The organism is Agromyces ramosus, from assembly GCF_030817175.1.
Lineage (GTDB): Bacteria > Actinomycetota > Actinomycetes > Actinomycetales > Microbacteriaceae > Agromyces > Agromyces ramosus_A.
The window spans coordinates 181,156-193,797 of the sequence record NZ_JAUSYY010000001.1 but is presented as its reverse complement, the minus strand read 5'-3'; the positions used below and the strand labels follow the sequence as shown (position 1 = coordinate 193,797).

The following is a 12,642-nucleotide window of genomic DNA, read 5'->3' as shown; positions in this document are numbered from 1 at the left end:
CGATGATAGAGTGTCGGGAGCACCTCGGCCTTCCGGGGTGACTACGCGTGCCATTTCGGCCGACGACTCCACTCAGTCCCACTCTTCGGAGCGGGCGGAGCCGTGCCGGGCACCAGGGCTCCAGGCCGCCGGCCGGGGCGACAACTGAGAACAAAGGAGAACGGCTCATGGCCGTCGTCACCATTCGCCAGCTGCTCGACAGCGGCGTGCACTTCGGGCACCAGACCCGCCGTTGGAACCCGAAGATGAAGCGGTTCATCTTCACGGAGCGTTCCGGCATCTACATCATCGACCTGCAGCAGTCGCTCGGCTACATCGACAAGGCCTACGACTTCGTCAAGGACACCGTCGCCCACGGCGGCACCATCCTCTTCGTCGGCACGAAGAAGCAGGCCCAGGAGTCCATCGCCGAGCAGGCGACGCGCGTCGGCCAGCCCTACGTCAACCAGCGCTGGCTCGGTGGCCTCCTCACCAACTTCCAGACGGTCTCCAAGCGCCTCGCGCGCATGAAGGAGCTCGAGGAGCTCGACTTCGAAGGCACCACGAGTGGCTTCACCAAGAAGGAACTCCTCATCAAGAAGCGCGAGCTCGACAAGCTGCACAAGTCGCTCGGCGGCATCCGCAACCTGTCGAAGACGCCGTCGGCCCTCTGGGTGGTCGACACCAAGAAGGAGCACCTCGCGATCGACGAGGCCAAGAAGCTCGGCATCCCCGTCATCGGCATCCTCGACACGAACTGCGACCCCGACGAGGTCCAGTACCCGATCCCGGGTAACGACGACGCGATCCGTTCCGTCAGCCTGCTGACCCGCATCATCGCGGATGCTGCAGCTGAGGGCCTCATCGAGCGTCACCAGAAGCCCGAGGCCGAAGGCAACGTCTCCGCCGTCGAGCCGCTCGCCGAGTGGGAGCAGGAGCTCCTCCAGGTGCAGACCCCCGAGCAGTCCTCGCCCGAGACCGCCAAGGTCGATGGCGAGACCGCTGAGGCCGAAGAGCTCGCCGAGGTCGTCGAGGCCGTGTCGGCGGATGCCACCGCAGAGGCTGCGACCGAGTCGCCCGCCGACGCCGAGGCCGCTGTCGAGGCTGAGCCGGTCGTCGAGGCTGAGGCCGACGCCGCAGTCGAGGCCGAGCCGGTCGTCGAGACCGAGCCCGCTGCCGAGTCCAAGTAAGCCCCCGAGTCCAGGAGACTGCAAGATATGGCCAACTTCACTCTGGAAGACGTCAAGAACCTGCGCGAGCGCCTCGGCACCGGCATGGTCGACACGAAGAACGCACTCGTGGAGGCCGACGGTGACGTCGAGAAGGCGGTCGAGATCCTCCGCCTGAAGGGCGCGAAGGGCAATGCCAAGCGTGCCGACCGCTCCACCGCCGAGGGCCTCGTGGCCGCCGTCGACAACGGCGACGGCACCGCGACACTCATCGAGCTCGCCTGCGAGACCGACTTCGTCGCCAAGGGCGACAAGTTCGTCGGCCTCGCCGACCGCGTGCTCGCGGCCGTCGCGGCGGCTCGCGCCGACTCGGTCGAGTCCGCGCTCGCTGCACCCGCCGACGGCAAGACCGTCGCCGACGTGATCGGCGACGAGGCGGCAATCCTCGGCGAGAAGGTCGAACTGCGGCGCATCCGCCTCGTCAAGGGCGAGCACTTCTCGATCTACCTGCACAAGACGTCGAAGGACCTCCCGCCGCAGGTCGGCGTCGTGCTCGGGTACGCCGGTGCCGACGGTGAGACCGCTCGTTCCGTTGCACAGCACATCTCGTTCGCGAACCCCGAGTACCTCGCCCGCGAGGACGTCCCGGCTGACGCGGTCGAGAAGGAGCGCGGCATCGTCGAGCAGATCTCGCGCGAGGAGGGCAAGCCTGAGGCCGCCCTTCCGAAGATCATCGAAGGCCGCCTCGGCGCGTTCTTCAAGCAGGTCGCACTGCTCGAGCAGGACTACGCGAAGGACAACAAGCTGTCCGTCGCCAAGGTCCTCTCCGACGCGGGCCTCACGGTGAGCGACTTCGCTCGCTTCAAGGTCGGCGCTTAGTCACCGCAGGGGAGTCCGGATCGCACCGCGATCCGGACTCCCTTTGCCATGTCCGGACTGGCTCCCGGACCCCGCCGCGCATGCGCGGGACCTCGCCCCGGAACCGGCTGCGCGCCGGCCCCGGTGAACCAGTAGCTTTGACCAGACGGGAAGGACGGTCGTGATGACTGAACGCAAGCGCAGGGTGATGCTCAAACTGTCGGGCGAGGCATTCGGCGGAGGTGCGCTCGGCGTGAATCCCGACGTCGTCGGCGCGCTCGCGAAGGAGATCGCCGATGCCGCGCGCACCGTGGAGGTCGCGATCGTGGTCGGCGGTGGCAACTTCTTCCGCGGCGCCGAGCTCTCGCAGCGCGGGATGGACCGCGGCCGTGCCGACTACATGGGCATGCTCGGCACCGTGATGAACTCGCTGGCGCTGCAGGACTTCCTCGAGCAGGCCGGCGCGGAGACGCGCGTGCAGTCGGCGATCTCGATGACGCAGGTCGCCGAGCCCTACATCCCGCGTCGCGCCGAGCGGCACCTCGAGAAGGGCCGGGTCGTGATCTTCGGCGCGGGCGCAGGACTCCCGTACTTCTCGACCGATACCGTCGCCGCGCAGCGTGCGCTCGAGATCGACGCCGAGGTCGTGCTCGTCGCGAAGAACGGCGTCGACGGCGTCTACTCCGACGACCCCCGAACCAATCCCGATGCCCACAAGATCGACCGGATCAGCTACCAGGAGGCGCTGCAGCGCGGCCTCAAGGTCGTCGACTCGACCGCGTTCAGCCTCTGCATGGACAACGGCATGCCGATGCAGGTCTTCGGCATGGCGCCCGCCGGCAACGTGACCGCCGCGATCCTCGGAGCCGACCTCGGCACGATCGTGAGCAACGGCGAGCAGCCCTCCACTCGATAGACTGTCCCGAGTAGCGAACCAGAAGGAGTTCCCGTGATCGCGGATGTACTTTCCGATGCCACCGCACGCATGCACAAGGCCGTCGAAGTCGCCAAAGACGACTTCTCGAACGTGCGAACCGGCCGGGCGAACCCCCAGCTCTTCCAGAAGATCCTCGTGAGCTACTACGGCACGCCGACTCCGCTCGCGCAGCTCGCGTCGCTGCAGAACCCCGAGGCTCGCACGCTGCTCGTCACGCCCTACGACAAGGGCGCGCTCCGCGACATCGAGCAGGCTATCCGCGACACGCCGAACCTCGGTGCGAACCCGTCGAACGACGGCAACATCATCCGGGTCACGCTGCCCGAGCTCACCGAGGAGCGGCGCAAGGAGTACGTCAAGATCGTCCGGGGCAAGGCCGAAGACGCGAAGGTGTCGGTGCGCAACATCCGGCGCAAGGCGAAAGACGACCTCGACGCCCTGAAGGGCGAGGTCGGCGACGACGAGGTCTCGCGGGGTGAGAAGGAACTCGAGCAGATCACGAAGTCGAACGTCGATGCGATCGACGACGCGCTGAAGCGCAAGGAAGCCGAACTCCTCGAGGTCTGAGGGAAGCGATCATGTCGGGCGTCCCAGAAGAGGACCAGTCGGACGCCGGGGGGCATGAACGAACCTCGCGCGATGAGTTCCGCGCACAGGTGCACGCCCGCAAGGCGGACCTCGAGCGGCAGTTCGGGGCCTCCAAGGCGCAGTTCGACGAGGCACAGGAGAAGATCAAGGCGCGCACCGGTCGCAACCTCATCGTCGCGATCCTGATCGGCCTCGCCTTCGGCGCGGCAGTGCTGTTGAGCCTCCTGGTCATCAAGGAACTGTTCCTCGTGTTCGCGGTGCTCATCGCGGGCTTCGCGAGCTATGAGCTGACCCAGGCCCTGCGCAAGGGCGGCTACCTCGTGCCGAGGATCCCGACCGTGGTCGTGGCGGTCCTCGCGGTGCCGATCGCGTACTACGGCGGCGCAGGCGGCCAGCTCCTGGCGGTGCTCGGCGGCATCCTCGTCGTCACGCTGTGGCGCCTCGGCGAGCAGGCCGTACCCGCGCTCCGCCGCTCAGGAGCCTCGCTTGCGCGCGACCTCGCCGCGGGTGCGTTCGTGCAGGGATACGTGACGTTCCTCGCGACGTTCGCCGTCGTGCTGACCGCCGCCGAGGGCGGCCAATGGTGGACCCTCGCGTTCATCATCGTCGCGGTCGCGGCCGACACCGGCGCATACGCGTTCGGGCTGGCGTTCGGCAAGCACAAGATGGCGCCGATCATCAGCCCGAAGAAGACGTGGGAGGGATTCGCCGGGGGTGCTGCGGCGAGCCTCGTCGCCGGCGTCCTGCTGTCGACGCTGATGCTGGGCAACACCTGGTGGTTCGGGCTCATCTTCGGCGCGGCGATCTTCCTCAGCGCCACCCTCGGCGATCTCGTCGAGTCGCTCATCAAGCGCGACATCGGCATCAAGGACATGAGCTCCTGGCTGCCGGGCCACGGCGGCTTCCTCGATCGCCTCGACTCGATCCTGCCCTCGGCCGCCGTGGCGTTCGTGGCGTTCCGGATCTTCGGGTGAACGTCCGCGATAATGGGGCGGTGGATTCCACCTTCCCTCGCGCGCGCAAGCCCCGGCTCGGCTACAACACGATCCAAGTCGAGGAGTTCCTCCAGCTGGCGCGCCGTGCCTATGACGGCACCGCGAGGCCGGACGACCCGCCGCTGACCTCCGATCGCATCCGACTCACCGCCTTCGCGATGCAGAAGGGCGGCTACTCCACTTCGCACGTCGATGCAGCTCTCGAGCGGCTCGAAGACGCCTTCGCGGCACAGGAACGCCAGGTGGCGGCGCGCCTGCGCGGCAACGAGGCGTGGCTGCACGAGGCACGCACGACCGCTCAGGTCGTCTCCAACCGGCTCGCTCGGCCGGAGGGGCACCGCTTCGACCGGGTGAACCCCCTCGTCCGCGGCTACAGCACTCGCGAGGTCGACCGGTTCGCCGACAAGCTGACGCGCTACTTCCGCGACGGCTGGCCGATCTCCGTCGACGACGTGCGTACGGTCGTGTTCAAGACCCAGCGTGGCGGCTACCGAGAGGCCCAGGTCGACCTGCTGCTCGACGCGGTCGTCGACGTCATGCTGGCGGTGCGATGACATCCCGAGCCCGGTTCGTCACCGTCTCGGCGGCTCCGATACACTCGACGAATCGTGGGTAGGCACAATGGCATCGATGAGGCGGCTGAACCGCGCCGTGTCGTCGTGAGCGCCGCACGCAAGCCCGGTGGCGTGAAGCAGGCGGCAACCGTCGTCTTCGCGTTCGTCGCATCCGTGAGCTTCCTGCTCGTCAACGTCGTCGACCCGTTCTCCGGCGCGACGGCATCGCCCGATTTCGCCTTCGACCGCGAACGGTTCGGCGGAGAGCAGGTCCAAGACGTGACGGTCGACGGCGAGTACACGATCGCGGTCGGCCGCGAGGAGTACGTCGTCGAGAAGAAGCCCGAGCCGGTGCGGCTTGCCCCGGCGTCCACGAGCTCCGCGAGCGGCTGGGCGCCGCCGGCGATCACCCCCGACCCCGGTTCGGCGCAGGCGTACGCTGCCGGCGCCGTCGCCGCGAGAGGCTGGTCCTCGAGCGAGTTCGATTGCCTCGTCGCACTCTGGAGCAAGGAATCGGGCTGGCGTGTGAACGCCTACAACGCCTCGAGCGGAGCGTACGGCATCCCGCAGGCGCTGCCCGGCTCGAAGATGGCCACCGCAGGCGCCGACTGGGAGACGAACGCCGCCACCCAGGTCGAATGGGGCCTCGGCTACGTGTCAGGGCGGTACGGCACGCCCTGCGGCGCCTGGGCCCACTCGCAAGACGTCGGCTGGTACTGAGGCATCCGTCGCCCGGCAGACGCGCTCGGGCGACCAAGGCGCGCGTCAGGCGCGCCTACACTGGAAGCATGGTGCGCTCGAACCGATCCAAGGGTCGAGCGGCCCGTGCACGCGAGGGGCATCCCGACCTCGATGTCGAGCGGCTCACCACCGGATGGCGCCGCACCGAGCAGCGCGCCGGCCGTGAATGGAACGTGCAGCCGGTCTCCGAGGTCCAGGCCGTGAAGGCCTACCTCTGCCCGGGCTGCGGACTCGACGTCGAGCCGGGCACGGCGCATCTCGTCGCCTGGCGGGCTGACGGCGTCCTCGGCGACGCGGCGGACCTCGCCGCACGCCGGCACTGGCACACGCACTGCTGGAGGATCGGAGCACGGTGAGCAGCGAACACGACGAGGTCGAGATCCGTGCGGGCATCGAACTGCCTGCGCGCCGTGAGGAGATCGAGTTGCGCACCGGCGACGGGCTCACGCTCGTCGGCGAACTGGCGACGCCGCTCGAGCGCGACCCGGTGGCGACGCTCGTGACGTTGCATCCGCTGCCCACGGCCGGTGGCTTCATGGACTCCCACATCCTGCGTAAGGCCGCCGCCCGCCTGCCGGCTCTCGCCGATCTCGCGGTGCTGCGTTTCAACACCCGTGGCACGGCGTCTCCGCGCGGTACGAGCGACGGCGCCTTCGGCGAGGGCATCGAGGAGCGAGCGGATGTCGCGGCCGCGATGGCCTTCGTCGAAGCCCGCGCCCTGCCGCATCCGTGGCTCGTGGGCTGGTCCTTCGGCACCGAGCTCGCCCTGAAGTACGGCCTCGAGCATCGAATCGAGGGTGCGATCCTGCTCTCGCCTCCACTGCATCGCACGAGCGCCGAGGAGCTGGCCCGGTGGCAGGGCGCCACGCCGTCGCTCGTCGCGATCATCCCCGAGCACGACGACTACCTGCGGCCGGCAGAGGCCGCCGAGCGATTCGCCGGCCTGCCGCACGTACGCCGCATCGACGTCGCGGGCGGCAAGCACCTCTGGGTCGGCGAGGCACAGACGCGCCGCGTGCTCGACGAGATCGTGGCGACGGTGAATCCGGCTGCGCTTCCTTTGCCGACGCGTTGGCCGGCGGCATCCGTTCAGGGCTGACGGCCGCTACAGCTCGTTCTGCCGCGGAATCACGACCTGCTTGATGATCAGCAGCGCCGCCGCGGCGACGGGGATCGCGATCAGTGCGCCGAGGATCCCGAGGAGGGAACCGCCCGCGAGGGCGGCGATCACCACGAGCGCGCCAGGCACCTTCACGGCGCGGTTCATGACGCGCGGGCTCAGGATGTAGGCCTCGACCTGCATGTAGACGACGTAGTAGATCGCCGCGACCAGTGCGGTGAGCGGGGAGCCGAGGCCGGGGATCAGGCAGACGAGGACGATCAGCACCGAGCCCGTGAGCGTGCCGACGAGCGGGATCAGCGAGAAGAAGAATGCGAGAAACGCCAGCACTGCGGGGAACGGTGCCTGGATGATCGACAGGAACACGAAGCTCAGGACGCCGTTGATGGCGGCGAGCGAGACCTGCCCGAGCACGTACCGACCGACCGATTGCGTGATCTGCTCGGTGAGGTCGGCGAAACGGGCACGCTTCGACGCGGGCACGAGCTGGTACGTCGCCCGCTTCATGGTGTTCAGGGCGGCCGCGAAGTAGAGCGTCAGGATGAAGACGATGACCACGGCGAAGACGCCCGCGCCGATGGCGACAGCCACTTGGAGTACCCCGCCCGCGAGCTCGCTGAGCTTGTCGGGGTTGGTGAAGAAGTCGTTGATGCCGTTCGTGACCTGGGCGTTGATCTCGTCGATCGGGACTTGGGGGAACTGCTGCTTGAGCGCTTCGATCCAGTCTTCCGAGTTCACCCGGGCGATGATGCGGGGGAGCTCCTCGACGAGCTGGCCGACCTGGTCGACGATGATCGGCACGACCGCGAGCACCAACGCGGCGACGAGCAGTCCGACTCCCGTCATCACGATGAGGATGGCCGCCCAACGTGGCAGCCCCCGGCGCTCGAGCCAGCTGATCGCCGGGTCGAGGCCGAGGGCCAGGAAGAGTGCAGCGCCGATGTAGGTGATGATCGTCGACAGCGTCGCGATCGAGGTGAGGATGAGCAGGCCCACGCCGACACCGAGGGTGCCGACGAGGCCGATGCGGAACGCGTTCTGGATCTTCATGAACAGAGCAGCGCCCCTCGCTCGTCGACTACTTCGTCTTGGCAGCCACCTGTTCGGCCTGCGTCAGCACGCCGCGCAGGCTCTCGAAGTAGCCGGCGACAGCGTCGCGCTCGATCCTAATCTGCGACAAGCGGTCTTCGGCGTCGGCCACGAGCGCACGGGTGCGCTCCTCGGCATCGGCGATGAGCTTGCGCGCGTGGTCGTGCGCCGCGGCGATGCGATCGCGCGCCTCATCGTCGGCCTTGTCGCGAACGACGGCGATCTCGGCGCGGACCTCGGTCTCGAGGCGGTCGGCCTCGGCACGGCTCTCGGCGGTGCGGGCGACCGCCTCGGCGAGCTCGGCGTTCGCGTCGTCGAGGAACTTCTGCGTCTGCGCGACGGCTTCCTGGTGCGCGGTGAGCAGCTCCTGCTCGGCCTCGTCGCGCTTCGTCGACAGTTCGGACTCGAGGTCGAGGTGGGCCTTCTCGATCTCGCGCCGCATGCGGTTGACCTCGTGCGTCGTCTTCTTGCGCATGGCGGTGAGCTGGTTGTCGAGATCGATGCGGGCCTGCTCGGACTCCGCATCGAAGTCGGCTCGAGCCTGCTCCTGCTCGAGGGCGAGGTCTGCGCGCATCTGCTCGAGGTCGGCCGCGTGCTTGGCGCGGATGCGCTCGAGCTCGTGCTGGAGCTTGAGGCGTGCTGCCTCGGCCTCACGCTCGCGGTCGACCTTCGCCTGCTCGCGCTGCTCGGCGAGCTCGACGCGGCTGGCCTCGAGCTCACGGTCGAGATCGGTGCGTGCCTGCTCGAGCTCGTGCACGAGCGCTGCGCGGCGCTCGGCGATCTCGGCGTCGATGGCGGCGCGGGCTTCGGCTGATTCGCGCTCGAGGTCGAGGCGGGCCTGCTCGGTCTCGGCGGCCAGGTCGATGCGCGCCTGTTCGGTCTCGCGGGCGAGGTCTGCACGGGCACGGTCGAGCTCGATGGCGACCTCGGCGCGGGTCTGCTCGGTCTCCTGGGTGAGGCCGGCTGCGGTAGCGCGTGCCTCAGTCGCCTCGGCGTTCGCCGCGACCAGGATCTCGGAGGCCTTGCGCTCGGCGGCAGCGGTCATCGCCGCGGACTCGCGCTTCGCGCTCGAGCGCAGCTCGGCCGTCTCAGTGGCGACGGCGCCGCGGATGGCGGCGGCATCGCGTGCGGCGTCTTGACGAAGCTGCTCGCTCGACTCATGCGAGCGCGAGATCATGTCGTCGGCTTCGGCGCGGGCGTTCTCGAGGATGCGGTTCGCCTGCGAGCGCGCCTCGGTGAGCGTGCGCTCGGCGAGCTCGTGCGCGTCGGAGCGCAGGAGGTGCGCCTCGTCTTCGGCCGCGCGGCGAAGCTTCTCGGCGTCGATGTCCGCCTGTGCGATGAGTCGCGTCGACTGCTCTTCGGCGACGCGGAGCGTGTTCTCGAGCTTGGTGCCGAGGCCGGAGAAGGTGGGGCTGCCGACCTCTTCGAGCTCGGCCGTGAGCTCCTCGATGCGCGCCAGCAGGCGCTTGTTCTCTTTCGCGTTGTCAGCGGACTGGTTGTTCGCGGCGATGATGTCGCGACGCAGCCCGTTGAGGGCCTTATCGACCTCGTCCTTGTCGTATCCGCGGAACACCTGCGTGAACTCGGTCTCTTCGACGGCCATTCTTCCTCCGGATCGTGTCCCGCGTTTGTGGGGGCGCATGCGGGATGTGATCCGATTGTACGGGCAAGCGGATGTGCCACGGTCACCCGATCCCCAGCGCGCGGTTAGGAGACTCCCAGACACGGCCGGTAGTGTGGAATGTCTTTGTCGGAAGCCGCGATACCGCGGCACTGGAGGTAATTCGTGCGCTTTGTCCTCGCAATCGTGGCGTTCATCGCCGCGGCCGTGATGATCGGGTTCGGCATCGCCCAGCGCACCGTGTTCCTCGAGCCCGATCGCGTGTCCTTGTCGAGTGAATTCGACGGCGAGGAGGATTTCATCGTGCTCGAGCCCGACGCGCTCGCGGCGCACCCCGGGAAGCAGACGCTCACGGTGTCGGGCTCGCCCGAGGTGTTCCTCTCCTATGGCCGCAGCTCCGACGTGCAGGCCTGGCTCGCCGACGAGCCCTACACCTCGGTGCACTACGACGCCGACGCCGAGACGCTCGTGAGCGAGGTCGTCGTCGCGGAGTCCGAGGAGCCTGCGGCGCCGCCGGCTACGACCGCGCCTCCGGAGGCGACGGATGCCACGACCGCCGCCGAACCCGCCCCATCGCCGGCCGGCTCAGACCTGTGGCTCGACGAATTCACCGCTGAAGGCTCGATCACGACGACCGTCGACGTACCCGACGGCATCTCCGTGCTCATCGCGGCACCCGGAGCCGAGCAGGCACCGTCACAGGTCTCGATCGACTGGCCGCTCGAGAACTCGACCCCGTGGGCCGGGCCGCTCATCGTCGGCGGCGCCCTCGTCTTCCTCGTCGGCATCGCCCTCGTCGTCTCGGGCTTCGCGCATCATCGCCGCTCGCGCGGTCCGCGCCGCAACCTTCCGAAGGGTCCCCGCGGCAGGCTGCCCAGCGCGCCCAAGCCCTCGCGGCGCAACCAGGTCACCGGCGGCGGCCGCCGTGCGATCGGCCGCGCCAAGCGGGTGGCGCTCGTTCCGCTGATCGTGATCCCGGCGTTCGCCCTCAGCGCGTGCTCGGCCGACTACTGGCCGAGCTTCGACCTCGGCGCTCCGGCAACGTCCGCGCCGCCGACCCCGACCGAGGCCGGCGAGCCGGCTGAAGAGCCCGCCGAGGGTGAGCTCGCGGCCGAGCCCGCCGTCACCGTGCCGCAGATGGAGCGCATCATGCGCCGCGTGGCCGTGTTCGCGAACGAGGTCGACGCCTCACGTGACGCGGCGGTGGCCGCCGAGCGATTCACGGGCCCCGCGCTCGAGGCCCGCACTGCGAACTACGCGATCCGCGGCGTGCTGGCTGAGCACCCTGCACCGTCCGCCATCCCCGCCTCTCCGCTCACCCTGACCCTTCCCCAGCAGGTCACCGGATGGCCCCGCACCGTGCTCACGATCGCCAAGAACGCCGACGACCCCACGATCGCGCCGACCGCGCTCGTGCTGGTCCAGGAGTCGCCGCGCGAGAACTACAAGGTCGAGTACGCGATGGCGCTCGCACCCGACGCCGACATGCCGCTCGTCGCTCCGGCGAGCGTCGGCGCCGCGCCCATCAGCCCCGAGTTCAAGGGACTCGTGATGCCGACGGGCCAGGTCGCGTCCGCCTACGCCGACATCCTGCAGAACGGCGAGGCGAGCCCGTTCGCGCCGATGTTCGACCTGGCGGCATCCGACCTCGACGAGTTGCTCAACGCGGCCACGCGAAAGACCGAGGCCGAGACGGCGAACCCCACGGCCACGCTCACGGTGACGACGGTCGAGGGCGACGCCCCGACGATCGCCTTGTCGACCGTCGACGCCGGCGCCATGGTCGCGGTCGAGCTGCAACGCGGCGAGCAGAGCGTGCCCAACGACGGTGGCACCGCCGGCTTCCAGGCCGGTGGCGTCGCCGCGGCACTGTCCGGGTTCACCGGCCAGAGCGCCAAGGGCGTACAGCGGTCGAGCGGCATCCAGTTGCTCTTCTATGTTCCCGGCGTCGGCGCCGGCGAGAATGAACAGATTCGCCTGCTCGGCTGGTCCGAGAGCCTCATCGCAGCATCGGAGATCCCGTGACGAACCCGATCCCTCCCGACGGCCTGCGCGGTGCCATCGACCTGTCGGCACTCGTGCAACGATCGCAGCAGCCCGAGCGGGCTGCATCCGGCGCGCACTCGGCGTCCGGCGCATCCGACCCGATCATCTTCGAGACGGATGACGCGGCGTTCGGTTCCACACTCGAGCTCTCGCGTACCGTCCCGGTCGTCGTCGCCCTCTGGGCCTCGTGGAGCGAGCAGTCCACGACGCTCCTCGCGAGCCTCGAACGACTCATCCGAGCGCGCGACGGCCGCCTCGTACTCGCCGCCGCCGATGCCGACCGCAGCCCGCAGCTCGTGCAGGCGTTCCAGGCGCAGGCGATCCCCACGGTGGTGGCGGTCGTTGCGGGGCAGCCGGTTCCGCTCTTCGCGGGCGCGCAGCCCGACGACGTGATCGACCAGGTGCTCGACCAGCTCCTCGAGCTCGGTGCGCAGCACGGCGTCGCAGGTCGTGTCGAGTCGAGCACGGCCGCCGAGAGCACGGAAGCGGCAGAGCCCGTCGAGGAGCCCCTCCCGCCCCTCCACCAAGAGGCCTACGACGCGATCGAGCGCGGCGACTTCGCGGCAGCCGCGACCGCCTACCGCACCGCGATCGCGCAAGATCCGCGCGACGCGCTCGCGGTCGCCGGGCTCGCGCAGGCGAACCTCCTGGGCCGGCTCGACGGCAAGACGCTCGACACGATCCGCAACGCCGCCGCCGCGGCGCCGCGCGACCTCGATGCCCAGCTCGATGTCGCCGATCTCGACCTCTCGGGCGGCCACGTCGACGACGCGTTCGACCGCCTGCTCACCCTGTTCCCGACGCTCGACGCCGAGGGCAAGCGTCGGGTGCGCGAGCGACTCGTCGAGCTCTTCGAGGTCGTCGGCACCGACGAGCCGCGCGTGGTGGCGGCCCGGCGACGCCTCACCAACCTGCTCTACTGAGCCCGCGCCGGACCGACGCCGG

13 protein-coding genes are annotated in these 12,642 nt (G+C 69.2%); 11 read left to right on the top strand and 2 right to left on the bottom strand.

Features of this window, described 5'->3' with window-relative positions; all coding sequences use genetic code 11:
• Positions 1 to 167 precede the first annotated feature (167 nt).
• The 9 genes from rpsB (at position 168) to QFZ26_RS00860 (ending at position 6,920) form a co-directional block, all read left to right on the top strand.
• Positions 168 to 1,169: a 30S ribosomal protein S2 gene (gene rpsB / locus QFZ26_RS00900; RefSeq protein WP_307038606.1), complete on the top strand. Its 1,002-nt coding sequence runs from the start codon at positions 168 to 170 to the stop codon at positions 1,167 to 1,169.
• A 27-nt stretch (positions 1,170 to 1,196) separates the two neighbouring features.
• Positions 1,197 to 2,027 (top strand): translation elongation factor Ts, encoded by an 831-nt coding sequence (gene tsf / locus QFZ26_RS00895; RefSeq protein ID WP_307038605.1) that lies wholly within the window; start codon positions 1,197 to 1,199, stop codon positions 2,025 to 2,027.
• 163 nt (positions 2,028 to 2,190) lie between these two features.
• Positions 2,191 to 2,922, top strand: a complete 732-nt coding sequence (gene pyrH / locus QFZ26_RS00890; protein ID WP_307038604.1) for a UMP kinase — start codon at positions 2,191 to 2,193, stop codon at positions 2,920 to 2,922.
• 33 nt (positions 2,923 to 2,955) lie between these two features.
• Positions 2,956 to 3,510, top strand: coding sequence for a ribosome recycling factor (gene frr, locus QFZ26_RS00885; protein ID WP_307038603.1), 555 nt, complete (start codon positions 2,956 to 2,958; stop codon positions 3,508 to 3,510).
• A gap of 11 nt (positions 3,511 to 3,521) precedes the next feature.
• On the top strand, positions 3,522 to 4,505 hold the full coding sequence (locus tag QFZ26_RS00880) for a phosphatidate cytidylyltransferase (RefSeq protein WP_307038602.1): 984 nt from the start codon (positions 3,522 to 3,524) through the stop codon (positions 4,503 to 4,505).
• Positions 4,506 to 4,525: 20 nt separating this feature from the next.
• Positions 4,526 to 5,080: a DivIVA domain-containing protein gene (locus QFZ26_RS00875; RefSeq protein WP_307038601.1), complete on the top strand. Its 555-nt coding sequence runs from the start codon at positions 4,526 to 4,528 to the stop codon at positions 5,078 to 5,080.
• A gap of 54 nt (positions 5,081 to 5,134) precedes the next feature.
• Entirely contained in the window at positions 5,135 to 5,800 is a 666-nt protein-coding gene (locus tag QFZ26_RS00870) for a lytic transglycosylase domain-containing protein (RefSeq protein ID WP_307038600.1), read from the top strand.
• Between the two features lie 68 nt (positions 5,801 to 5,868).
• The gene (locus QFZ26_RS00865) at positions 5,869 to 6,177 is read left to right on the top strand and encodes a hypothetical protein (protein ID WP_307038599.1); all 309 of its coding nucleotides are present in this window, start codon (positions 5,869 to 5,871) and stop codon (positions 6,175 to 6,177) included.
• Positions 6,174 to 6,920 (top strand): alpha/beta hydrolase, encoded by a 747-nt coding sequence (locus QFZ26_RS00860; RefSeq protein WP_307038598.1) that lies wholly within the window; start codon positions 6,174 to 6,176, stop codon positions 6,918 to 6,920. The genes QFZ26_RS00865 and QFZ26_RS00860 overlap by 4 nt, the downstream gene beginning before the upstream one ends.
• 6 nt (positions 6,921 to 6,926) lie before the next feature.
• Here the strand turns inward: QFZ26_RS00860 and QFZ26_RS00855 are convergent, their stop codons facing one another.
• Together QFZ26_RS00855 and QFZ26_RS00850 are read right to left on the bottom strand one after the other, a co-directional pair.
• Positions 6,927 to 7,991, bottom strand: a complete 1,065-nt coding sequence (locus QFZ26_RS00855; protein WP_307038597.1) for an AI-2E family transporter — start codon at positions 7,989 to 7,991, stop codon at positions 6,927 to 6,929.
• Between the two features lie 28 nt (positions 7,992 to 8,019).
• On the bottom strand, positions 8,020 to 9,633 hold the full coding sequence (locus QFZ26_RS00850; protein ID WP_307038596.1) for a DivIVA domain-containing protein: 1,614 nt from the start codon (positions 9,631 to 9,633) through the stop codon (positions 8,020 to 8,022).
• Positions 9,634 to 9,837: 204 nt separating this feature from the next.
• Between QFZ26_RS00850 and QFZ26_RS00845 the strand changes: the two genes are divergently transcribed.
• Both QFZ26_RS00845 and QFZ26_RS00840 read left to right on the top strand, forming a co-directional pair.
• On the top strand, positions 9,838 to 11,676 hold the full coding sequence (locus QFZ26_RS00845) for a hypothetical protein (RefSeq protein ID WP_307038595.1): 1,839 nt from the start codon (positions 9,838 to 9,840) through the stop codon (positions 11,674 to 11,676).
• Positions 11,673 to 12,620 carry a tetratricopeptide repeat protein gene (locus tag QFZ26_RS00840; protein WP_307038594.1) on the top strand — a complete coding sequence of 316 codons (948 nt, stop codon included), beginning with the start codon at positions 11,673 to 11,675 and terminating at the stop codon, positions 12,618 to 12,620. The genes QFZ26_RS00845 and QFZ26_RS00840 overlap by 4 nt, the downstream gene beginning before the upstream one ends.
• Positions 12,621 to 12,642: the final 22 nt, after the last annotated feature.

Excerpts from the sequence above, each read along its gene's own strand:
- QFZ26_RS00865 (WP_307038599.1), top strand. The coding sequence starts at position 5,869 with ATGGTGCGCTCGAACCGATCCAAGGGTCGAGCGGCCCGTGCACGCGAG.
- QFZ26_RS00850 (WP_307038596.1), bottom strand. The coding sequence starts at position 9,633 with ATGGCCGTCGAAGAGACCGAGTTCACGCAGGTGTTCCGCGGATACGAC.
- rpsB (WP_307038606.1), top strand. The coding sequence starts at position 168 with ATGGCCGTCGTCACCATTCGCCAGCTGCTCGACAGCGGCGTGCACTTC.
- tsf (WP_307038605.1), top strand. The coding sequence starts at position 1,197 with ATGGCCAACTTCACTCTGGAAGACGTCAAGAACCTGCGCGAGCGCCTC.
- pyrH (WP_307038604.1), top strand. The coding sequence starts at position 2,191 with ATGACTGAACGCAAGCGCAGGGTGATGCTCAAACTGTCGGGCGAGGCA.
- QFZ26_RS00855 (WP_307038597.1), bottom strand. The coding sequence starts at position 7,991 with ATGAAGATCCAGAACGCGTTCCGCATCGGCCTCGTCGGCACCCTCGGT.
- QFZ26_RS00880 (WP_307038602.1), top strand. The coding sequence starts at position 3,522 with ATGTCGGGCGTCCCAGAAGAGGACCAGTCGGACGCCGGGGGGCATGAA.